Genomic DNA, 22,569 nt, shown 5'->3' on the forward strand with positions numbered 1-22,569 from the left:
CCGGACCCGCTACACGGTCTCCTGGAATTTCCCTATTCAGCCGGCTCCACATCGGTGTAGGCGGCTTCCTCGAGTTCGCGCTTCAGCCGCGCCTCCTCGTGGGTCTTCGGCGTGACGAAGCGGCCGAGCAAGAGATAGGCGACGGGGGTCAGGAACAGCGTCGAGACGGTGGCCAGCCCCAGTCCGCCGACGATCACCCAGCCGAGCGCGATACGGGCCTCGGCGCCGGCGCCCGCCGCCAGCACCAGCGGCACGCCGCCGAGCACGGTGCAGATCATTGTCATCATCACCGGGCGCAAGCGAATGGTCGAGGCCTGTTCGATCGCCTCGCGCACGCCCAGTCCGCGATCGCGCAGCTGGTTTGCGAATTCGACGATCAGGATGCCGTTCTTGGCCATGACGCCGACCAGCAGCACCAGACCTATCTGGCTGTAGGCGTTGAGGCTGGTGCCCGAGAGCAGAAGCGCGAAGATGGCGCAGGCGAGGCCGAGCGGCACTGTCGCCATGATGATGATGGCGCTGACGAAGCTCTCGAATTGCGCGGCAAGCACCAGCAGGATGATGACCAGGGCAAAACCGAAGATGGTGACCATGGCGCTGTTTGTCTCACCCAGCGTCGCCGCCTCGGCCAATGGCACGATGCGGCTGCCCGGCGGCAGAAGCGGCGTTGCGATCTCCTCGGCGCGCGTAAGGGCCGAGCCGAGGGCGAAATCGCCGCCGAGGTTGGACGTGATCGCCACCGACGGCTGCTGCTGCTCGCGCGACAGCGAGGGCGGCACGGCACGCTCGGTCAGCGTGGCTATGGTCGACATCGGCACGAAACGGCCGTCAGCCGTCTTCAGGAAGACGTTCTCCAGGTCCGTCGGATCGTTGATCGGGTTGGTGGTCGAAACCAGCTTCACCCCGTAGCTGCGGTCGGCGATGTAGACATCGACGACATCGTTGCCGTCGAGCATGGCCTGCATGGTATTGGCCAGCCCGGTGATGTCGATGCCGAGATCGGAGGCGCGCTCGCGGTCGACGGCAACGGAAAGCTGCGGTTGCGTCGGGTCGATGGAAAGGCGTGGCGTCTGGAAACGCGGATCCTTCTGCATCTCGGCGATGATCTTGACGGCCGAGTCGCCGAGCGCCTTGCGGTCGTTGCCGACCAGCGCGAACTGCAGGCCGTTGCCGGCGTCACGGATGCCGAGGCTGTTGGGCTGCACCGGGAAGATGCGCACGCTGGGCACCTGGCGGGTGAGCTGGCTGATCTCGGCCATGATCTCCTGCTGGCTGCGGCTGCGCTCGTCCCAGGGCGCCAGCGTCATCACCATGAAGCCTGAATTATAGGCGCCGTTCTGGCCGGCGCTCTCGAAAGTGCTGACGATTTCGCCGGAATCACGCAGCGGCTGGATCAGCTTTTCGATCTTCTGCATCTGCTGCGTCGTGTAGTCGAGGCTGACGCCTTGCGGGGCGCTGATGCGAAGCAGCACGACCGCGCGATCCTCGGTCGGCGTCAATTCCTGGCGGATGGTGCCGAACAGCGCGAATGCGGTGCCGGCAAACAGCAACGCCACCAGCACCACGATCCACGGCGCGTCGAGGCAGACATGCAGGCTGCGCCGGTAGGCCGCGTTCAGCGCGCCGCCGATGCGCGCGCCGACGCCGTTGCTGCCCTCGCGGTGGAGGGCGGCACCGGACAGCATGCGCGAGGCAAGCATGGGACAAAGCGTCAGCGCGACCGCGCAGGACAACAGCACCGACATGGCGAGCACGAAGCCGAATTCGCGGAACAGGCCGCCGGTCTGGCCCGGCAGGAAGGAGATCGGCACGAAGACGGCAACCAGAGTCAGCGTGGTGGCGATGACGGCGAAGAACACTTCCTGTGCGCCGAGCACTGCGGCGGCACGCGGCCCCATGCCTTGATTGCGCCGCCGCACGATGTTTTCCAAAACGACGATCGCGTCATCGACGACAAGCCCCGTCGCCAGCACCAGGGCCAGCAGCGTCAGGATGTTGATCGAGAAACCAGCGAGGTAGATCGCCGCAATGGTGCCGATCATGGCGACGGGCATCGACAGGCCCGGAATGAGCGTGGCGCGCCAGTCGAGAAGAAAGGCATAGATGACGACCAGAACGATGGAGACGGAAAGCGCGAGCGCGATCTCCACCTCGTGCACGGCGCCGTTGACGAACACCGCGTCGTCGCTTGTGACCTTGATCGACATGCCTCGCGGCAGGTTTGCCTGCAACTTCTCGACCGCGGCCTTGACGCCGGTGGAGATGTCCAGCGTGTTCGATTCCGCCTGGCGGATGATGCCGATGCCGATGCCGGTCTTGCCGTCCGAACGCAACGTGGTCTGGCCGATGTCGGGGCCGAGCGTGACGGTGGCGACATCGCGGATGCGCGTCGTTCCGCCAATGATGATGTTCTCAAATTCTTCCGGCGTCGTCACATCGGCGGTGGTGCGAACGATCAGGTCCTGATTGCTGGTGGTGATCGAGCCGGCGGGTGAATCGAAGGCGACCGAGGCAAGGGCGGTCCTGAGGTCGGCGACGGTGAAGCCCAGGCTGGCGAGCTTGTTCTGATCGACGTCGATGCGGAAGATCTTGTCGCGGTCGCCATAGACCTGGACGTCCGCGACGCCTGGAACGGCAGCCAGTTCGTCCTCGATCTGGTCCTGGACCACGACGGTCATGTCCTGAACCGACATGGTGTCGGAGGTGACGGCCAGGCGCATCACGGGGTCGGAGTTGGCGTCGGCCTTGACGATGCGCGGCGGATCGGCCGTTTCCGGCATCTGGTTGGCGACGCGGCCGACGGCATCCCGCACATCCGAGGCCCCGACATTGAGATCGACGCCGTCGTTGAATTCGATGGTGACGCGGCTCGAGCCGAAGGAGGAGGTCGAGGAGATCGACTTGACGCCAGAAACGCGGGCAACAGCTCCCTCGATCGTGTCGGTCAGTTCGCGATCGACCGTTTCGGCCGCCGCGCCTTCGAAAGTCGTGGAAACGGTGACGACGGCGCGGTCGACATCAGGCAGCTCGCGGATCTCGACGCCATAGAAGGCGGCGAGGCCGGCGACCGCGATGAGGACATTCAGCACCAAGGCCATGACCGGCCTGCGGATGAACAGGGCGGTAAAGCCAGTCTCGCTGGCGGCGTTGACGGCTCCGGTCATGAGCCTTCGGCCGCGTTCGCGGCGCGCTGCTCTCCGCGGGCGATGCGGACTTCGCCGCCCTCGCTGACGCTCTGGGTGCCTTCGGTCACCACCATGTCGCCACTGTCCAGCTCCGCGTCGATCAACACGGTTTCGGTGTTGCGCTGGATGATGCGCACCGGCACCCGCTTGGCCTTGCCGTTCTCGACCGCCCAGACGTAAGCGCCCTCCGAGCCCCACAGGATCGCCAGCGGGCTGACGGCGGGATAGGTCTCGCCGGGGAATTTCATGGTGATGGCGAACGACATGCCGGCGCGCAGCGAATCGGCCGGGTTGGCGATCGTCGCCTTGACCAGAAGCGTACGGCTGTTCTCGTCGATGTGGTTGTCGATGGCCGAAACCGTGCCGGTATAGCTGTTGCCGGGATTGGCGATCGGCGTCGCCGACAATTGCGCGCCGATCTTGACGGCGGCCGCGAAGCGTTCCGGCACCAGGAAATCGACAAGGATCGAGGAACGGTCGTCGAGCGTCGCGATCGCCGACTGGTTGGTCACATAATTACCGGCGGAGATCGGCAGGATCCCGACCGTGCCGGAGATCGGGGCGAGAACAGACCGGCGGTGCAGGGCGAGTTCCGCATCCTGTAGCGCCAGCTTGGCACCGGCCAGCACCACTTCGGCATCGACGACGGCGACCGGTGTCGCCGCATTGGAGGCGCGCAGCGACCTGACCCGGTCGAGCTTGGCCTGTGCGTCCTGAAGCGCGAGCCGGGCACGGTCCTGGGCGATCACTTCGGTTTCGGAATCAAGGGTCGCGATGACCTGTCCCTTGTCGACATGGGTGCCGGACGAAACCAGCAATTCGGCGAGACGGCCGGAGGAGTAGGGGTTGACCGTCACCGACGCATTGGCGCGGCCGGTGCCGATGGCCTGGAGCCGATCGTTTATCGTCGCGGAAATAGCGGGCACGACGACGACGTTGACCTGACGGGCTCGCTCGCCGCCAGCGGATTTCGTGCCGGCGCCGGTTTCAGCCGGAGGCGTTGCCGCGTAGGCCCAGTCTATTCCCCAGCGCGCCAGCACGTCCGGCGCGCCCGGGAAAAAGCGCAGCCAGGCGGCAACCGCCACCACCAGCACCACAAGGGCGAAAAGTATCTGTTTCCAGGCGGCCATCGGCACTCCGGTTGGCAAAACAATCCTTCCGTCCACCGGTTTCCCGAAATAAGCAGACGCAGCGGGGCTATTCTAAGGCAAGAAGCAAGCCCCCGATATCGTGCCTTTATGACAATTCTTCAGTGTCCGCGCACATTAAATATGCGTAACGTTGCCGGTGTTCGTGCCGTTTTGATTTTTTAGTTCACTTCGAGCCGGGCTTTCGAGATTACAACGCTGGCTATGCCGCCCCGACGCCAGTTTCGGACCGAAATCGTTCCAGACGTATCCCGGGCTGCATCAACGCAGGCCTTCCATCTCGCGGATGCGCCGGGCGCCGTCGGCCTCGAGTTGCCTTGTGACGGCGCCGATCAGCGTTTCGGCGACGACGAAGAGCGCCGCCGAGGAGTCCCACGCCGAAGGCACGGCGGTTCGCCCGGCGATGACGTGACGGGCGAAGCGGGCGATCGGCGACAGCCACTGGTCGGTGAACAACACGATCTGCACGCCACGCTGATGCGCCTTCTCGGCGAAGCGGATGAGGCTGTCCTGATAGCGCCTGATGTCGAAAATGACCAGCACGTCGCGCTTGCCCATATCGATCAGCCTGTCGCGCCACATGCTTTCCTGGCCGGCGAGGTGAATGACGTCAGGCTGGATGATGGCGAGGTGGGCGGCCATGTAGCGCGCCAGCGGATCGGTGAAGCGGCCGCCGATCAGGAATGTCTTGCCGCGACGCTCGGCGAGGCGGGACGCGATGTCGGCAAGCTGCTTGTCGGACAGGTGCCGGAACGTCTCGCGCATATTGTCGAGCGTTGCCTCCAGCATCGGCGACGCCGTGCCGCCGGGCAAGGGCGGATTGAGCGTGCGGGTCGCAGGGGACTGCAATTGCGCCGCCAGTTCGTCCTGCAGGCTCGACTGGAACTCCGGATAGTTCTGGAAGCCGAGCCTGGCGACGAAACGCAGGATCGTCGGCGAGGACACGCCGGCCGCGGACGAGAATTCGGCGACAGTCTTCAGACCGATCATCGGATAGCTCGCTATCAGCGTCTGGGCCGCGCGCCGCTCGCCGGCCGGCATTGTGCCGATGCGGTCGGCGATCAATTCGGCAATACTGGAAATCATCTTTCCCATCCATGGCCCGGCCGACGGTGTTTTCCCCAAATCGCATTTGACAAAGCCGGGCAAACTGTATGAAATCATCCATAGGGACGCAATGAGGCAAAATACGTAACATACGATACAGCGCTCCCCGGGGACCGCAGACTATGGAGAAAGCACGGCCCGCCAGCCTTGCATCGCCTGATGCCGTAAGGGTGACCAACCCGGGCGGATCGAGTCCCTTCGTGCTCACCTGCGACCACGCCTCCAATTTCCTGCCCGCCGAATTCGGCACGCTCGGCCTCACCGCCGAGGACCTGTCGCGTCACATCGCCTGGGACCCGGGCGCGCTGCCCGTTGCGCTGCGCATGGCGCAGGCGCTCGATGCGACGCTGGTCGAAACCTGCATTTCGCGTCTCGTCATCGACTGCAACCGGCCGCTTGACGCGCCGGACCTGGTGCCGCCGGTCAGCGAAACCACAGCCATACCGGGCAACACCGGCCTGTCGGAAAAGCAGCGCGCGGCGCGGGTCGCCCTGTCCTGGCAGCCGTTTCATAACGCCATCGAGCATATTGTCGAAGACAGGCTGGCGCGCGGCCAGGAGACGCGGCTGGTATCGGTGCATTCCTTCACGCCGGTCTACAAAGGCCGAGACCGGCCCTGGCATATCGGCATCATCCACGATGACGACCGCCGGCTGGCGGCGCCGCTGATATCGGCGCTGCGGCACCTTGCCGGCATTACCGTCGGCGTCAACGAACCCTATTCGCCGGCCGACCGCGTCTATTTCACGCTGGAACGCCATGCGCGCCCGCGCGGGCTGCCCTGCGCGATGATCGAAATCCGCAACGATGAAATCTCCGGCGAGACCGGGCAGCGGAAATGGGCGGATTTGCTCACAGGCATCTTTTCGGATCTAGAGCCCGAGGAGACCAGGGGCGCCAGGGAACACGCAGTGGGAAAGTCAGTTCAATCGGCTAGCTGAGAACGCAAGGGGACTAAAAATGGCAGCACCTGGATATACCGAAGTTGACAAGGCGGAGGACGTCAAGGTCCTCCACAGCATGGGCTACGCCCAGGAACTGGAGCGGCGCCTCAGCCGCTTTTCGAATTTCGCCGTTTCCTTCTCCATCATCTGCATCCTGTCGGGCGGCATCAATTCGCTGGCGCAGGCAACGTCGGGCGCCGGCGGCATCGGCATCGGCATCGGCTGGCTGGTCGGCTGCTTCGTCTCGTTGACGTTCGCCGTCGCCATGTCGCAGATCAGCTCGGCCTATCCGACGGCCGGCGGGCTCTATCATTGGGGCTCGATCCTGGGCAACCGCGGCACCGGCTGGGTCACGGCCTGGCTCAACCTGCTCGGCCTGATCACCGTGCTCGGCGCCATCAATGTCGGCACCTGGACGTTCTTCATCGGCGCCTTCGGACCGGCGCTCGGCATCGAAGGCACGCTGACCAACCAGATGATCTTTCTGGTCATCATCACCGGCGCCCAGGCGCTGATCAACCATCTCGGCATCAAGCTGACGGCCAAGCTCACCGACTTCTCGGGCTATCTCATCTTCTTCGGCTCGATCCTGATCGCGGTGGTCTGCCTGCTCTCCGCCGAAACCTGGGATTTCAGCCGGCTGTTTACCTTCCATAACTACTCCGGCGATGCCGGAGGCGGCGTCTGGCCGTCGGTTTCGAATGCCTGGGTGTTCGCGCTCGGCCTCCTGCTGCCGATCTACACCATCACCGGTTACGACGCCTCGGCGCATACGTCCGAGGAGACCATCAAGGCGGCCAGCTCGGTGCCGCGCGCCATGGTCATGTCGGTGATCTGGTCGGCCGTGTTCGGCTATCTGTTCCTGGCCGCGTTCGTGCTGATGATCCCGAACATGGACGATGCCGCCAAGCAAGGCTGGAACGTGTTCTTCTGGGCCTTCGACCAGCGCGTCAGCCCTGGCCTCAAGGAGTTCGTCTATCTCGTCGTGTTCATCGCTCAGCTGCTGTGCGGCCTCGCCACCGTCACCTCAGCCTCGCGCATGATCTTCGCCTTCTCGCGTGACGGCGGCCTGCCGGGTTCGTCGGCACTGGCCAAGGTCAGTCCGACCTACCGCACGCCGGTGGCGGCGATCTGGACGGCATCGATCCTGTCGGTGCTGTTCGTCTGGGGTTCGACGCTGGTTTCGGTCGCCGGCACCTCGGCCTACACCATCGTGGTGTCCTGCACCGTCATCTTCCTGTTCCTGTCCTTCACCGTGCCGATCGTGCTCGGCATGCTGGCCTGGGGCACGCCCAAATGGGACAAGATGGGACCGTGGAACATGGGGCGCGGCGTGTTCATGCTGTTTGCCTTCCTCTCGATCGTGTCGATGATCCTGATCTTCGTCATTGGCATCCAGCCGCCGAACGACTGGGCGCTCTACATCACCGTCGGCTTCTTCATCCTGACCGCGATCGTCTGGTTTGCCTTCGAGCGCAACCGCTTCCAGGGTCCGCCGCTCGGCGACATCATCGCGGCGCGCCAAGCGGCGATCAAGGCGGCTGAGCAGGCCGTCGGCGAAACCGGCCACTGAGGCCAGCATCTCACAGCCATGGCCGGCGCATCGCCGGCCATGGCTTCGACCCTTCGAAATCGACAAGCCCAAAATGACAAGCACTGGAGCGCCAAAGGAATGGCCGGAAATTTCTCGTTCGATCAGTTGAAGAAAGCGGTTTCCGGCGGGGAGATCGACACGGTGCTGGCCTGCATCGTCGATATGCAGGGACGGCTGGCGGGAAAACGGTTCCTGGCCCAGTACTTCGTGGATTCCGCGCATGACGAGACGCATGGCTGCAACTATCTCCTGGCCGCCGACATCGATATGGAGCCGGTGCCCGGCTACAAGGCGGCAAGCTGGTCGAAGGGCTATGGCGATTTCGTCATGAAGCCCGACCTCGCGACGCTGCGGCGCATTCCGTGGCTGGAAAAGACGGCGCTCGTGATCTGCGACGTGCTCGATCACCACACCCATGACGACCTGCCGCATTCCCCGCGCGCCATCCTGAAGAAGCAGGTCAAGCGGCTGACGGAGCGGGGCTATATCGGCTATTTCGCCTCCGAACTCGAATTCTACCTCTTCAGCGAGACCTACGATTCCGCCCGCAAGAAGCACTGGCAGGGCCTCGACACCGCCTCGCCCTATATCGGCGACTATCAGATCGGCATCACCACCAAGGAAGAAGGCGTCATGCGACGGCTTCGCAACGAAATGGAAGCGGCAGGCATCCCGATCGAGAACTCGAAGGGCGAGTGGGGGCCGGGTCAGGAAGAGATCAATGTGCGCTATGCCGAGGCCCTCGACATGGCCGATCGCCACGTCATCCTGAAGAATGGCGCCAAGGAGATCGCCGAATCCGAAGGCAAGGCGATTTCCTTCATGGCCAAGTACAATTACGGGCTCGCCGGCAATTCCAGCCACATCCACAATTCGCTCTGGAGCGCCGACGGCAAGACGCCGCTTTTCTTCGACAGACAAGCCGACTGGACGCTATCGAGCCTCGGCCAGCAGTGGGCGGCGGGTCAACTCAAATACGCCAAGGAGTTCACCTGGTTCCTGGCGCCCTACATCAATTCCTACAAGCGCTTCCAGGCCGGCACGTTCGCGCCGACCAAGATCATGTGGAGCGAAGATAACCGCACCGCCGGCTTCCGCCTGTGCGGCGAGGGCACCAAGGGCATCCGCATGGAGTGCCGCATCGGCGGCGCCGACTTGAACCCCTATCTCGCCTTCGCGGCGTTGATCGCCGCCGGCCTTGCCGGCATCGACGAGAAGCTGGAGCTGCAGAAGCCCTTCGTCGGCGACGCCTATCAGGCCTCGCGCCTGCCGGAGATCCCGAAGACGCTGCGCGACGCCACCGACACGCTGGCCAAGTCCAAGATGCTGAAACAGGCGCTCGGCGAGGACGTGCTCGAACACTACGTCCACACCGCTAAATGGGAGCAGTTCGAATACGACCGCCGCATTACGGATTGGGAACTGCATCGTGGGTTCGAGCGATACTAGAAGATAGTATATTACTATCTTTACCTTGATCGGAAACGCGGATTGGACTAAATTTGTACAATGACCGACGGAACCAAATACCATCCGCTTTTCGAGCATCTTCTGTTCTCGGGCCAAGGCCGTATGTCCATGAGCTTCGCGGAGATCGAGCAAGTAATAGGCGGCCGCTTGCCACCGTCGGCGCGACAGCGGCAGGAATGGTGGGCGAACAGCCCGAGCGGGCACAGCCAGGCGCGCGCCTGGTTGCGCGCAAACTATCGGGCGTCCCATGTCGACCTTGCGAACGAACGCGTGGATTTTAAACTGGAGGGATGGCCCGAGGGCTATCGAAAGCCGAACATGGCTACCATGGACAAGACTCCTCCGGGAATGGCGGAGCCAGCGCAGGCCAGCTACGAACTTCCACGGGAAAATATCGACCATCCGCTTTTCGGCATATGGACAGGCAAGGTTACGCTTTGCCCAGGGCATGATTACACTAAGCCGGCTTTTGAGCCTGATGTGCAGCCGTGACGCATAGGCTGCTGCTCGACACGTGCGCGATCATATGGATAGCGCTGAACGAGCCGATCAGGCCGGAAGCCAAGACTGCGATCAATACCGCCGCGGCTGTTGACGAGAAGATCCGGGTTTCCCCCATATCGGCCTGGGAATTGGGCCTGCTGAGCGCCAACGGCCGATTGGCGGCAGCAAAGTCGCCAACAAGCATTTTTGGGGAAGTGATCGCCACGCCAGGCATCAAGGTAGAGGCTCTTTCGCCGGGCTTATTGATTGAATCGTCCTTCTTGCCCGGATCGCTTCACGGCGATCCGGCAGATAGAATATTGATCGCGACGGCACGGGCGTTCGATCTGACGCTCGTGACGCGCGATCAGTCGATACTGGATTATGCGAGAGCGGGGCATGTTCGCGCCCTTGCCTGCTGACGCTTTGCCTTTCGATATGGAGACATCTTCTTGGAAATCGTGAAACTCAAATCCCCTATCGATGGTTCGGTCTATGCCGAGCGTCCGATCGCCACTGACCAGGCGGTCAATGCCGCTGTCGAGCGCGCCAAAGCGGCGCAGGAGAAGTGGGCCGGGACGCCGATCGTCGAGCGCGGCAAGTACATGCTGGCGATGCTCGAAACGCTGGTCGCCATGACCGACGAAATCGTGCCGGAGATTGCCTGGCAGATGGGGCGTCCGGTGCGCTATGGCGGCGAGTTCGGCGGCGTCAAGGAACGCACCAGCTATATGGTCGAGATCGCCGAGGCGGCGCTGAAATCGGTCCCGGCTTCCAATCCGAAGGACGGGTTCCGCCGCTATGTGAAGAAGGATCCGCTCGGCGTGGTCATGGTGATCGCGCCGTGGAACTATCCTTACCTCACCGCGGTCAACACGATCGTGCCGGCGCTGATGGCCGGCAACACCGTCATCCTCAAACACGCCGCGCAGACGCTGCTTGTCGGCGAGCGTTTCCAACAGGCTTTCGACAAAGCCGGCCTGCCCAAGGGCGTGTTCCAGAACATCGTGCTGAACCACGCGCAGACAGAAAAATTGCTTGGCTCGGGCAAGATCGACCACGTCAATTTCACCGGCTCGGTCGCCGGCGGCCGCGCCATCGAAAAGGCAGCGGCCGGCACCTTCATGACGCTCGGGTTGGAGCTTGGCGGCAAGGATCCTGCCTATGTGCTGCCCGACGCCAAGATTGACCATGCAGTCGCCAATCTGGTCGATGGCGCCTTCTACAATTCCGGCCAGTGCTGCTGCGGCATCGAGCGCGTCTATGTGCATGAGAAGGTCTATGACGAATTCGTCGCAGGCTTCATCGCCGAGACGAAACACTATGTCGTCGGCAACCCGCTCGAACAGGCGACGACGATGGGGCCGATGGCGCAGGCCCGTTTCGCCGACTTGATCCGCGAGCAGAAGGCCGAGGCGCTGCGCAAGGGCGCCAAGGCGCATATCAACATGAAGGTGGCTCAAGACAAGGCCGGCTCGCCCTATCTGGCGCCGGAAGTACTGACCGACGTCGACCACCAGATGAGCGTCATGCGCGAGGAAAGTTTTGGCCCGATCGTCGGCATCATGAAGGTGCGCAACGACGAGGAGGCGATCGCGCTGATGAACGACAGCCCCTACGGCCTGACCGCCTCGATCTGGACGCGCGACACCGAGCATGCGGTGGCGATCGGCGACCGCGTCGAGACCGGCACGGTGTTCATGAACCGCTGCGACTACCTCGACCCGGCGCTGGTCTGGACCGGCGTCAAGGACACCGGCAAGGGGGCCGGCTTGTCCGCCATCGGCTACGACAACCTGACCCGGCCGAAATCCTTCCACCTGCGCGAAGCCATCTGATTTTTTGAAAGACAAACATGTCCAAGCTGATCTCCAAATGGAACTACCCCACCACCGTTCGCTTCGGCGCCGGGCGCATCAAGGAATTGCCCGAGGTGCTCGCCGCCACCGGCATCAAGCGGCCGCTCTTCGTCACCGATCCGGGGCTGGCGAAACTGCCGGTCGTCGCTTCGACGCTGAAAATCCTCGATGACGCAAAAGTGCCCTACGGCGTTTTCTCCGAAGTGAAGCCGAATCCGGTCGAGTCCAATCTCACCGCCGGCATCGCGGTGTTCAAGAAGGGCAAGCATGACGGCGTCATTGCCTTCGGCGGCGGCTCGGCGCTCGACCTTGGCAAGCTGATCGCCTTCCAGGCGGGACAGACGCGGCCGGTCTGGGATTTCGAGGACATCGGCGACTGGTGGACACGCGCCAACTCGGACGCGATCGCGCCGATCATAGCGGTGCCGACCACCGCCGGCACCGGCTCCGAAGTCGGCCGCGCCGGCGTCATCACCAATGAGGCGACCCACACCAAGAAGGTCATCTTCCATCCGAAGCTGCTGCCGGCGATCGTCATTGCCGATCCGGAGCTGTCGGTCGGCATGCCGGGCTTCATCACCGCCGGCACCGGCATGGACGCGCTGGCCCATTGCCTCGAGGCTTATTGCGCGCCGGGCTACCATCCGATGGCCGACGGCATCGCCGTGGAAGGCATCAGGCTTGTCTTCGAGAACCTGCCAAAGGCCTATGCCAACGGCAGGGATCTGGTCGCCCGCGCCAACATGATGAGCGCCGCGGCGATGGGCGCGGCAGCCTTCCAGAAGGGGCTGGGGGCGATCCATTCGCTGTCGCATCCCATCGGGGCGCTCTACGACACCCATCACGGCATGACCAATGCGGTTTTCATGCCCTATGTGCTCGCCTTCAATCGCGAGGCGATCGAGGACCGCATCGCGCGGCTCACCGCCTATTGCGGCATAAGAGGCGGCTTCGACGGCTTCGCCAAGGCTGTCATCAAGCTTCGCAAGGAATTGAAGGTGCCGCATGCGCTGCCAGGCCTGATCAAGGGGCTCGACATGGACAAGAAGCGCAAGGCCTTGATCGCCGATATGGCGGTGGTCGATCCGACAGCCGGCGGCAACCCGGTCAAGCTGACCAAGAAAGCAGCGCTGACGCTGCTCGAAAACGCAATCGCCGGGACGGTGTGATACCGCTTTCAGGGTAAAGTTGATCTGGAAAATCAGGGGCAACCAAGGGGAAAGGGGTGAAGTGCAAGGCAAAAGTAATTAGCCGGAAAATTAAGTGGTGGCTAATTGCTACAGTCGATTAAAAGGAGTTAACTTTCGTGCTGCCAGCGGTGGGGTTTCATAAAGCTTTCATCTGGCTGTCACACGAAAACGATACCGCATCGCAGGCGTCCAACGGCGTCAGTTCAACGGAGAGAACACATGTTCAAATTCACGGGGAAAGTGCTTTCCCTTTCGGCCGCGGCGCTGTTTGCGTCGACGGTGATTTCGTCCGCGGCTCCGCTGGACGATCTCGTCAAGGCCGCGAAGGCGGAAGGCCAGCTTACCACCATCGCGCTGCCGCATGACTGGTGCGGTTACGGCGACGTCATCGCCGGGTTCAAGGCGAAATATCCGGAAATCACCATCAACGAGCTCAATCCCGACGCCGGTTCGGGCGACGAGGTCGAGGCGATCAAGGCCAACAAGGACAATAAGGGCCCGCAGGCGCCCGACGTCATCGACGTCGGCCTGTCCTTCGGCCCGACCGCCAAGGCCGACGGCCTGCTGATGCCCTACAAGGTGTCGACCTGGGACTCGATCCCCGACAGCGCCAAGGATGCCGACGGCGCCTGGTACGGTGATTACTACGGCGTTCTGGCGATGATGGTGAACAAGGATCTGGTCAAGGAATCGCCTGCTGACTGGGCCGATCTGCTGAAGCCGGAATTCGCCAACTCGGTGGCTCTCGCCGGTGATCCGCGCGCTTCGAACCAGGCCATCCAGGCGGTCTACGCCGCTGGCCTTTCGAGTGGCGCCGCGGCTGGCGAAGCCGCGGGCACCGCCGGCCTCGACTTCTTCAAGAAGCTCAATGCCGCCGGCAACTTCGTACCGGTCATCGGCAAGCCGGCGACACTCGCCCAGGGCCAGACCCCGATCCTGATCAACTGGGATTACAATGCGCTCGCCGGCCGCGACACGCTGAAGGGCAACCCGCCCGTCGACGTCGTCGTGCCGAAGACCGGCGTCGTCGCCGGCGTCTATGTGCAGGCGATCAGTGCCTATGCGCCGCATCCGAACGCAGCCAAGCTCTGGATGGAATACCTCTATTCCGACGAAGGCCAGATCGGCTGGCTCAAGGGCTATTGCCACCCGATCCGCTTCAACGATCTCGCCAAGAACGGCAAGATCCCGGCGGACGTCCTGGCCAAGCTGCCGCCGGCGGAAGCCTATGCTTCGGCGGTGTTCCCGACGCTGGACGAGCAGGGCAAGGCCAAGGAAGCGGTCACCAAGAACTGGGACTCCGTTGTCGGTGCCAACGTCAAGTAACAGTTGAAATCCACCGGGCGGCTTCGCGGCCGCCCGGTTCCCCCTCGAAGACGGTAGCCGGCGCATGACCGATCTCTCGCTTTCCAATCACGATGCCGCAGGCAAGACCGCGCCGCCCGCGGAGGCACGCGCGTTGCGATTGCCGACGCAATGGCTAGGCGTCGCTCCGTTCTTCATCTTCGCCATCATGTTCCTGATTTTGCCCACGCTCTATCTGATGCTGGGCGCATTCCAGAATGATGCCGGCGAGTTCACGCTCGAGAACATCGTCGCGCTGGCGCAGCCGTCGATCGTTGCCGCTTACTGGATATCGATCAAGGTAAGCTTGGCCTCGGCGCTGATCGGCGCTTTCGCGGGCCTGGCCATCGCCATCGCCATCGTGCGCGGCGGGCTGCCGGACTGGATACGCTCGGCCACCCTGACCTTTTCCGGCGTCGCCTCCAATTTCGCGGGCGTGCCGTTGGCCTTCGCCTTCCTCGCCACGCTCGGCCGGCTCGGTCTTGCCACGGTGATCCTGAACACCGTGTTCGGCCTCAACATCTATGCCCACGGCTTCAACATCCTGTCCTTCTGGGGCCTGACGCTGACCTATGTCTATTTCCAGATACCGCTGATGGTGGTCATCATCACGCCGGCAATCGATGGTTTGAAGAAGGAATGGGGTGAAGCTGCCGCCACGCTTGGCGCGACCACCGCGCAATATTGGCGCATCGTGGTCATCCCTGTGATCTGGCCGAGTTTTCTCGGCACCGTGATCCTGCTTTTCGCCAACGCCTTCGGGGCGATCGCCACCGCCTATGCGCTGACCGGCTCGTCGCTCAACATCGTGCCGATCCTGCTCTACGCGCAAATCCGCGGCGACGTGCTGCACAATGCCCATCTCGGCTACGCGATCGCCTTCGGCATGATCGTCATCACCGGCCTGGCCAATGTCTTCTACATCTGGTTCCGGACCCGTTCCGAGAGGTGGCTGAAATGAAGTCGGGCAAATTCTGGGCCTGGATGGTCTTCATCCTCGGCGCGGCCTATTTCTTCATCCCGCTGATCGCGACGGTGGAATTTTCCATGCGCATGCGGCGCGGCGCCTATTCCTTCGACGCCTACCGGATCGTGCTCGGCGACGCGCGTTTCCAGGCGACCTTCCTGTATTCGGTGGTCGCCGCCATCTTCACCATCATTCTGGGTGTGCTGATCGTGGTGCCGGCGGCCTACTGGATCCGATTGCGGCTGCCGCAGCTCAGGCCGGTCGTCGAGTTCATCACGCTTTTGCCGTTGGTCATTCCGGCCATCGTCATCGTCTTCGGCTATATCAGGATGTACGGCTCGAATTCACCTTTGCCGTTCCTCGGGTCCGATATGGGAACCAATGCCTTGCTGGTCATCGGCTATGCGACCTTGGCGCTGCCCTACATGTACCGTGCCGTCGATACGGGGCTCAGAACCATCGACGTGCGGACGTTGACGGAAGCGGCCCAGATCCTCGGGGCCGGCTGGGGCACGATCATCACCCGCGTCATCCTTCCCAACGTGCTGATTGCGGTGTTGTCCGGCGCCTTCCTGACATTTGCCATCGTCATCGGCGAGTTCACGATGGCGAGCCTGCTGAACCGGCCGGCTTTCGGCCCCTATTTGCAGAATGTCGGAGCCAACCGCGCCTATGAGCCGGCGGCCCTTGCCATCATCGCCTTCGTCATCACCTGGGGCTGCATGTCGCTGATCCAGATCCTGTCGCGCTTCGCGCCGAAATCGGCTAATCGTCCGAACTGACCCGAAAGAAAAAGCCATGGCCGAGCCATTCCTCTCCATCCAGCATGTGCGAAAATCCTTCGGCGCCACCACCGTTGTCGAGGATTTCAATCTCGACGTCGAACCGGGCGAGTTCGTCTCATTCCTCGGCCCGTCAGGCTGCGGCAAGACGACGGTGCTGCGCATGGTCGCCGGCTTCGAGGAGCCGTCGGCCGGCAAGATCGTCGTCGGCAGCAAGGACATCACCAGGTTGAAGCCGAACCAGCGCAATGTCGGCATGGTGTTCCAGGCCTATGCGCTGTTCCCGAACCTGACCGTGGCGCAGAACATCGGCTTCGGACTGAAAGTCGCCGGCATGTCCAGGGCTGATATCGATGCCCGTGTCGCCGAAATGCTGGGCATCATCAAGCTGCCGCAGATGGCCGACCGCTATCCTTATCAGCTCTCGGGCGGCCAGCAGCAGCGTATCGCGCTGGCCCGCGCCATCGCACCGAAGCCGAAGCTCTTGCTGCTCGACGAGCCGCTGTCGGCGCTTGATGCCAAGGTGCGCGTCTCGCTGCGCGAGGAAATCCGCTCGATCCAGAAGAAGCTCGGCATTACCACCATCTTCGTCACCCATGACCAGGAAGAGGCGCTGTCGATCTCCGACCGCATCGCGGTGATGTATGGCGGCAAGGCCGAGCAGGTCGGCACGCCGTTCGAGATCTACAATCGGCCGGCAACCAAGTTCGTCGCCAATTTCGTCGGCACGCTGAATGTGCTGGAAGGCACCGTCACCGACGCGGCGTTGGGCAAGGTCCGTGTCAACACCGAGGAAGTCTCGCTCAAGGGCAGGCTCAACGGCTCGAAGTCCGGCGATACGCTGTCATTGGCGCTGCGGCCGGAAGCCATTTCGCTCGGCCGCCAGCCCGGTCGCGATTCAAGCCTGTCCGGCGAGATCTCCGAAGTGCACTTTCTCGGCTCGGTGATCCGGGTCCGGGTCGGCATCGGCGGCAACACCGTTTCACTAGACACGTTCAACAGTTCGACGACGCCACCGCCGGCCGTTGGCGAGAAGGCGGAGATTTCCTTCTCGTCGGGCGACCTGCTGGTGCTGCACTGACGCGGCCGAAGCGCCCTGCCGATCCGGCCACCGGTCCAGTTGCCGGACGATGCACTCCTATTGGACAATCAACAGCATCCTGCCGCTTTGCCACTGCCAAGAGCTCCGCTTCGCCGCTACGATGAGCCATGGCGCTATTTGAGCTCACCCTTGTCCTCCTGCTGATCGCCGTTGCGCTGACGGCGCTGTCGCGGCGCCTGCAGGTTCCTTACCCCGCCTTGCTGGCGCTGGCGGGCGCCGGCCTTGGCTTCCTGCCCGGCGCGCCGACGATCGAGATCGATCCGGAACTGGCGCTTGCGCTGTTCATTGCGCCGGTGCTGCTCGACGCGGCCTACGACACATCGCTGCGCGATCTTAACCGCTACAGGCTGCCGCTTGTGCTGCTGGCGCTTGGCGCGGTCGTTTTCACGACCGCCGTCGTGGGACTGGTCGGCTGGAAAATGGCCGGCCTGCCGATCGCCGCCGCCATAGCCCTTGGCGCCATCGTGGCGCCGCCGGACGCGGTTGCCGCGAGCGCCGTGCTCGGGCAGTTCAAGGTGCCGCACCGCATCACGGCCATCCTTCAGGGCGAAAGCCTGCTCAATGACGCCACCGCGCTTTTGATCTATCGCATCGCGATCACCGCCGCCGCCGGTCCCGTTCTTTTGGGCAGTGCCGTTCCGATGGTCCTGCTGTCGACCATCGGCAGCCTGGCCGCGGGCTATCTGCTCGGCCGCCTGTCCCAGGCGATGCTTGGACGTATCGAAGATGCGGCGAGCGGCACCGTCGTGCAGTTCGCCGGGACGTTCGGCGTCTGGATCCTGGCTGACAGGCTGGGGCTCTCGGCCATCATCACCATCGTCGTCTATGCCATGACCATCGCGCGCACCGCACCGCGGCGCATGTCGGCCAGAAAGCGCGTCAGCTCCTATTCCGTCTGGGAGACGGCGGTGTTCGTGCTTAACGTGCTGGCTTTCGTGCTGATGGGCCTGCAGGCGCGGCTGATCGTCGGTCGCCTGGCCGAGCAGGGACAGTCCGAGGCGTTCCTGTTTGCAGGGACGATCCTGGCGGTCGTCATCGTTTCCCGCCTTGCCTGGGTGCTGGGCTGCGGCGCCGTGATCCGATGGCTTGCCCGCTTCGGCAATGCGGAGCAGCGGCAAGAGGTGCCGTCGTTTCGCGGCGGGGTGCTGATCGGCTGGTGCGGCATGCGCGGCCTGGTGACGCTGGCGGCTGCCTTCGCATTGCCGGCGGACTTCCCCGGCCGCGATCCGATCGTGCTCACCGCCTTTTGCGTGGTGCTGGGCACGCTTGTCCTGCAAGGCATGAGCCTGAAGCCGTTGCTGCGCCTGCTTCGTCTCGAACCGGACGAGACCATAGACCGCGAGGTCGCGCAGGCCCGTGTCGCCATCATGCAGGCGGCCCTCGACATATTGAGCGGCAAGACCTCGACCGCGGCGGCGGCGGTGCGCGAGCAGTATGCCGCACAGCGCAAGGTCGCCAAGAACCCCGACGACGCCCAGGCAGCAACCGAGTACGACCGGCTGCGGCTCTATGCCATCAAGCGCCAGCGCGACGCGCTGGAAGAACTTCGCCGCAACGGGACGATCGGTGACGAGGCCTATCACCGGCTGGAGGAAGAAATCGACTGGTCGGAGCTGGCGGCTTCCCCGGCGGGACGGTTCCAGCCGCTGACGACCTAGGCGAGGCGAGGGGCTTTTGCGTCGTGGCCCAGCCGGGCCGCCGCGGCGGTCCATTGCAAGGTCGCCGTCGAAACGGTACTGCCGTCACCAAACTGAGCCGGATGAGCAATGAAGCTGGTCAGCTACAATATCCAATACGGGTTCGGCAGCGACGGCCTCTACGATCCGGCGCGCGCCGCGCGCATTGTTGCCGGCGCCGATGTCATCGCCTTGCAGGAGGTCGAGCGGCACTGGCAGCGCAGCAATTTCGACGACCAGCCAGAGCTGCTTTCGCGGCTGCTGCCGGACTATCACTGGGTCTACGGCCCGGCCTTCGACATGGACGCCAGCGAACAGCGCGACGGCCGCATCGTCAACCGGCGCCGGCAGTTCGGCACCATGGTGCTGTCGAAGCTGCCGATCGTCTGGTCGCGGCTGCATGCGCTGCCGATGCGCCGCACACTGCGGCCGCTCAACACCCGCAACGCGGCGCTCGAATGCATGATCCGCACGCCGGCGGGTCCGGTGCGGGTGCTTTCATTGCATCTCGCCCATGTCGCGGCTGAAGAACGGCTCGAGCAGATCGACTATCTGCTTGCCGAGCATCGCCGGGCGCCCTCCGATGGGGGGCCGTGGAGCGGCGCCGACGACGAGCCGGCGCGCAATTGGAGCAATGGCGAGCCAGAGCCGGAGAACCCGCTGGCGGCGATCTGGATGGGCGATTTCAACATGGAGCCGGGCAGCGCCGAATACCGCCGCATCGTCGGCGGCACGCCCTATCATCGCGGTGCCGCCTATCTGGATGGGTTCGTCGATGCCGCTGCCGTGGCGATTGAACCGGCGGATGACTTCCACACGCATGAGAAGATCATCGACGGCAGGCTGGCAAAGCGCCGGCTCGATCATTGCTTCGTCGGCGGCCTGTTTGCCGGTCGTGTGCGCTCGGTCAGCTCGGACATTGGCGAAGTGGCTTCCGATCATTTTCCGGTCAGGATCGACATCGATCTCGAAACGCCCGCCGGCCCCGGAGGCGGATGAGGCCCAAATGACGCTTTTCGTCTTCTTCGCGGTGCTTGCGGCGGCCGCCATGCACGCGATCTGGAATGCGCTGGTCAAGGTCCATCTCGACCGCTTCCTGTCGATCACCCTGATGACGCTTGGCATGGGATTTGCCGCGCTTTTCGCACTTCCCTTCGTCGAGGTGCCGAGGGCGGAAGTCTGGCTCTATATCATTGCCTCCGTCGTCTTCCACATGGGCTACCGGACCTTCCTGATCGGCGCTTACCAGGCCGGCGACTTCGCCCAGACCTATCCTCTGGCGCGCGGCACCGCGCCCTTGCTGGCGGCGCTTGGCGGTATGTTCGTGGTCGCCGAAGTGCCGGCGCCGCTCGCCATTCTGGGTATTCTTTTGCTGTCGGCCGGCACGCTGGTGATGTCGTTTCGCGGCGGCGCGCATCTGGAACGATTGAACCTGCGCGCGGTGGGCTTTGCGCTGGGGACCTCGATCTTCATCGCCAGCTACACACTGTCCGACGGCAGCGGGGCGCGGCTGGCGGCCACGGCGCAGAGCTATGCCGCCTGGCTGTTCGTGTGCGATGCGCTTGGAGCGCTGGTGCTGTGCCTGATCTTCCGTGGCCCGCGGGCCTTGCCGGTGCTGGCGCGCGACTGGAAAGCGGGGCTGTTCACCGGCGTGCTGAGCGGCGCTGCCTACTGGATCGTCATGTGGGCGATGACCAAGGCGCCGATCGCCTCGGTGGCATCGCTGCGCGAGACCTCCATCCTGTTCGCCATGGTGATCTCGGTGTTCGCGCTCGGCGAGAAGATGACAGGCTGGCGCGGCGCCGCCGCGCTCAGCATCGTCGCCGGCGTCGTGGCGCTCAGACTCGGCTGACGTCGTGGTCCAGCACGGTCATCACCTGGCCGCGCCGTTCCGGACTGAAGCGGATGACGATGATGATGCAGACGGCGACCACGCCGGCGAATAGCGCCAACGCGTAGCCATAGCTGCCTCCGGGAGCCTCGGCTATGCCCGCCTGATAGGGACCGCCATAGGAGGCTGCGAGATTGCCGGCCTGGTAGATGAAGCCGGGCAGGGTCGCGCGCACCGCGCCGGGCGAGAGCTCGTTGAGGTGGACCGGAATGACGCCCCAGGCGCCCTGGACCGCGACCTGCATGACGAAGGCGCCGATGGCCAGCATGAAGGACGTCGAGCTGTAGGCCCATAGCGGGATGGACGGCAAGGCAATCAGGCAGGCGAGCGTGATCGCATTGACGCGGCCGATCTTCTCGGACAGCGCCCCGAACGCCAGACCGCCGACGATGGCGCCGATGTTGGCGACGATGGTGATCCAGCTCACCGTGTGCGGGTCGAAACCATGCTGCTTCTTCAGGAATGTCGGGTAGAGATCCTGCGTGCCGTGGCTGAAGAAGTTGAAGAACATCATCAGCACGACCGCATAGAGGGCGACGCCCCAGTGCTTTTGCAGTGTCTCCAGCATGCCGGGCCTTGCGGTCTTCCGCGCCTCGACGAAGGCCGGCGATTCCGGAACATGTGAGCGGATGAAAAGGACGATCAGGGCCGGGATGAAACTGAGCAGGAACATGGCGCGCCAGCCGATCGTGTAGCCGCCGATCGTCTGCTGATAGAGCAGGCCATAGACGACCGCCGCTAGGAGGTAGCCGGCCGGATAGCCGCATTGCAGGATGCCCGAGACCATGCCGCGGGCGCTGGGCGGGATGGATTCCATGGCAAGCGAGGAGCCAAGTCCCCATTCGCCGCCCATGGCGATGCCGAACAGTGCGCGCAGCGCCAGGAATATGCCGAGATTGGGCGAGAAGGCGGCCAAAGCGCCGATCACGGAATAACTGACGATGTTGAGCATCAGGATGGGCTTGCGCCCGAATTTGTCTGCCAATGTGCCGAAGAAGAACGCGCCAATGAAGCGCGTCGCAAGGGTCAGGAAAAGCGCCTTTGACACCGCCGGGACGTCGGTCTGGAATTCAGACGCAATGTCGGTGAGCAGGAATGTCAGAAGGAAGAAATCGAAAGCGTCGAGCGTCCAGCCCAGGAATGAGGCAAGGACGGTTTTCTTCTGCTGCGAATTGAGCTTCAAGGCGTTCCTCCTGATGTCGAGGAACGTTATCGCGTCGAGGCGAACAATCGTCAGTCACTTTTCAGAGAACTTGGTCACGTTTGCGTAGGGGGTCACCGAGTCCACAGCCGCATTCATTGGACGCCCGCCGGCCGAAGCCGACGGCCTATCAGCCCAGCAGGTGGTTCCAACTGACGCGAGGCACCTGGAGGCCAAGGTTGCGAGTCGAGACATCAGCGGCAATGCGGTCAGCAACCTTCCGTCGTCGTTTCCATCTGGCCAGGGGCCGCGGACTTGGCGCTGGTTTCCTGCTGACCGGGAGCTGACTCCTTGGCGCTGCCTGTCTGTTGGCCCGGTGCGCAATCCTTGGCGGAGTTGGAGTTGGTCGACTTGGTCGTGGTCGAGTCCGTGTTCTGATCCGTCGGCATCGTTGTCGTCGTGGAGGAGGAGCCGCTCGACGTCGTATTGGTCGATTGCGCCAGGGCAAGGCCGCCGGAAAGAATCACTACGACGGAAGCGAGAAGAAGTCGTTTCATCATTCACTCCTGGTGAGTATCCCTTCGGCCGCATAACAAGGGAGTCGGCGAACGCTTCCGTGGAGTATCTGGCGCCGTCGCCGTAGCATCAACGTGCCGGTTGTGGTGCGTCGATGACGACATACGGCC

19 protein-coding genes are annotated in these 22,569 nt (G+C 63.5%); 14 read left to right on the top strand and 5 right to left on the bottom strand.

Annotation, left to right across the window (positions count from 1 at the left end; genetic code table 11):
- Positions 1-32: 32 nt before the first annotated feature.
- From LB541_RS04370 to LB541_RS04380, 3 genes are all read right to left on the bottom strand, one after another.
- Positions 33-3,164 (bottom strand): efflux RND transporter permease subunit, encoded by a 3,132-nt coding sequence (locus LB541_RS04370; protein ID WP_224617940.1) that lies wholly within the window; start codon positions 3,162-3,164, stop codon positions 33-35.
- Entirely contained in the window at positions 3,161-4,315 is a 1,155-nt protein-coding gene (locus tag LB541_RS04375) for an efflux RND transporter periplasmic adaptor subunit (RefSeq protein WP_224617945.1), read from the bottom strand. Before LB541_RS04375 ends, LB541_RS04370 begins: the two co-directional genes overlap by 4 nt.
- A gap of 279 nt (positions 4,316-4,594) precedes the next feature.
- Positions 4,595-5,419, bottom strand: coding sequence for a MurR/RpiR family transcriptional regulator (locus tag LB541_RS04380; RefSeq protein ID WP_140496311.1), 825 nt, complete (start codon positions 5,417-5,419; stop codon positions 4,595-4,597).
- Positions 5,420-5,562: 143 nt separating this feature from the next.
- Between LB541_RS04380 and LB541_RS04385 the strand changes: the two genes are divergently transcribed.
- From LB541_RS04385 to LB541_RS04450, 14 genes are all read left to right on the top strand, one after another.
- Complete coding sequence (locus LB541_RS04385; protein ID WP_224617946.1) at positions 5,563-6,381, top strand: N-formylglutamate amidohydrolase; 819 nt, start codon at positions 5,563-5,565, stop codon at positions 6,379-6,381.
- A 19-nt stretch (positions 6,382-6,400) separates the two neighbouring features.
- Positions 6,401-7,957: an amino acid permease gene (locus LB541_RS04390; RefSeq protein ID WP_140584313.1), complete on the top strand. Its 1,557-nt coding sequence runs from the start codon at positions 6,401-6,403 to the stop codon at positions 7,955-7,957.
- Between the two features lie 99 nt (positions 7,958-8,056).
- On the top strand, positions 8,057-9,427 hold the full coding sequence (locus LB541_RS04395) for a glutamine synthetase family protein (RefSeq protein ID WP_140496308.1): 1,371 nt from the start codon (positions 8,057-8,059) through the stop codon (positions 9,425-9,427).
- Positions 9,428-9,487: 60 nt separating this feature from the next.
- Positions 9,488-9,940, top strand: a complete 453-nt coding sequence (locus LB541_RS04400) for a hypothetical protein (RefSeq protein WP_140896412.1) — start codon at positions 9,488-9,490, stop codon at positions 9,938-9,940.
- A complete protein-coding gene (locus tag LB541_RS04405) occupies positions 9,937-10,353 on the top strand; it encodes a type II toxin-antitoxin system VapC family toxin (protein WP_140522425.1) in 417 nt (138 codons plus the stop codon). The genes LB541_RS04400 and LB541_RS04405 overlap by 4 nt, the downstream gene beginning before the upstream one ends.
- Positions 10,354-10,383: 30 nt before the next feature.
- The gene (locus LB541_RS04410) at positions 10,384-11,769 is read left to right on the top strand and encodes an aldehyde dehydrogenase family protein (RefSeq protein WP_140556532.1); all 1,386 of its coding nucleotides are present in this window, start codon (positions 10,384-10,386) and stop codon (positions 11,767-11,769) included.
- A 17-nt stretch (positions 11,770-11,786) separates the two neighbouring features.
- Positions 11,787-12,959, top strand: a complete 1,173-nt coding sequence (locus LB541_RS04415; RefSeq protein ID WP_224617947.1) for an iron-containing alcohol dehydrogenase — start codon at positions 11,787-11,789, stop codon at positions 12,957-12,959.
- Between the two features lie 240 nt (positions 12,960-13,199).
- A complete protein-coding gene (locus LB541_RS04420) occupies positions 13,200-14,306 on the top strand; it encodes an ABC transporter substrate-binding protein (RefSeq protein WP_140896409.1) in 1,107 nt (368 codons plus the stop codon).
- Positions 14,307-14,370: 64 nt separating this feature from the next.
- The gene (locus tag LB541_RS04425; RefSeq protein WP_140496302.1) at positions 14,371-15,285 is read left to right on the top strand and encodes an ABC transporter permease; all 915 of its coding nucleotides are present in this window, start codon (positions 14,371-14,373) and stop codon (positions 15,283-15,285) included.
- A complete protein-coding gene (locus LB541_RS04430) occupies positions 15,282-16,073 on the top strand; it encodes an ABC transporter permease (protein WP_140896408.1) in 792 nt (263 codons plus the stop codon). Before LB541_RS04425 ends, LB541_RS04430 begins: the two co-directional genes overlap by 4 nt.
- A gap of 16 nt (positions 16,074-16,089) precedes the next feature.
- Positions 16,090-17,154 carry an ABC transporter ATP-binding protein gene (locus tag LB541_RS04435; RefSeq protein ID WP_140560297.1) on the top strand — a complete coding sequence of 355 codons (1,065 nt, stop codon included), beginning with the start codon at positions 16,090-16,092 and terminating at the stop codon, positions 17,152-17,154.
- 128 nt (positions 17,155-17,282) lie between these two features.
- Positions 17,283-18,833 (top strand): cation:proton antiporter, encoded by a 1,551-nt coding sequence (locus LB541_RS04440; protein ID WP_140632472.1) that lies wholly within the window; start codon positions 17,283-17,285, stop codon positions 18,831-18,833.
- A gap of 108 nt (positions 18,834-18,941) precedes the next feature.
- Complete coding sequence (locus LB541_RS04445; RefSeq protein WP_140496298.1) at positions 18,942-19,850, top strand: endonuclease/exonuclease/phosphatase family protein; 909 nt, start codon at positions 18,942-18,944, stop codon at positions 19,848-19,850.
- 7 nt (positions 19,851-19,857) lie between these two features.
- Positions 19,858-20,703: an EamA family transporter gene (locus LB541_RS04450; protein WP_140496297.1), complete on the top strand. Its 846-nt coding sequence runs from the start codon at positions 19,858-19,860 to the stop codon at positions 20,701-20,703.
- On the opposite strand, the gene LB541_RS04455 is transcribed toward LB541_RS04450, so the two are convergent.
- Together LB541_RS04455 and LB541_RS04460 are read right to left on the bottom strand one after the other, a co-directional pair.
- Positions 20,690-21,925: an MFS transporter gene (locus LB541_RS04455; RefSeq protein ID WP_140686037.1), complete on the bottom strand. Its 1,236-nt coding sequence runs from the start codon at positions 21,923-21,925 to the stop codon at positions 20,690-20,692. The two genes, LB541_RS04450 and LB541_RS04455, sit on opposite strands and share 14 nt — an antisense overlap.
- A gap of 227 nt (positions 21,926-22,152) precedes the next feature.
- Positions 22,153-22,440 (bottom strand): hypothetical protein, encoded by a 288-nt coding sequence (locus LB541_RS04460; protein ID WP_140556540.1) that lies wholly within the window; start codon positions 22,438-22,440, stop codon positions 22,153-22,155.
- Positions 22,441-22,569: the final 129 nt, after the last annotated feature.

This window comes from Mesorhizobium sp. BR1-1-15 (genome assembly GCF_020165475.1).
Classification (GTDB): Bacteria; Pseudomonadota; Alphaproteobacteria; order Rhizobiales; family Rhizobiaceae; genus Mesorhizobium.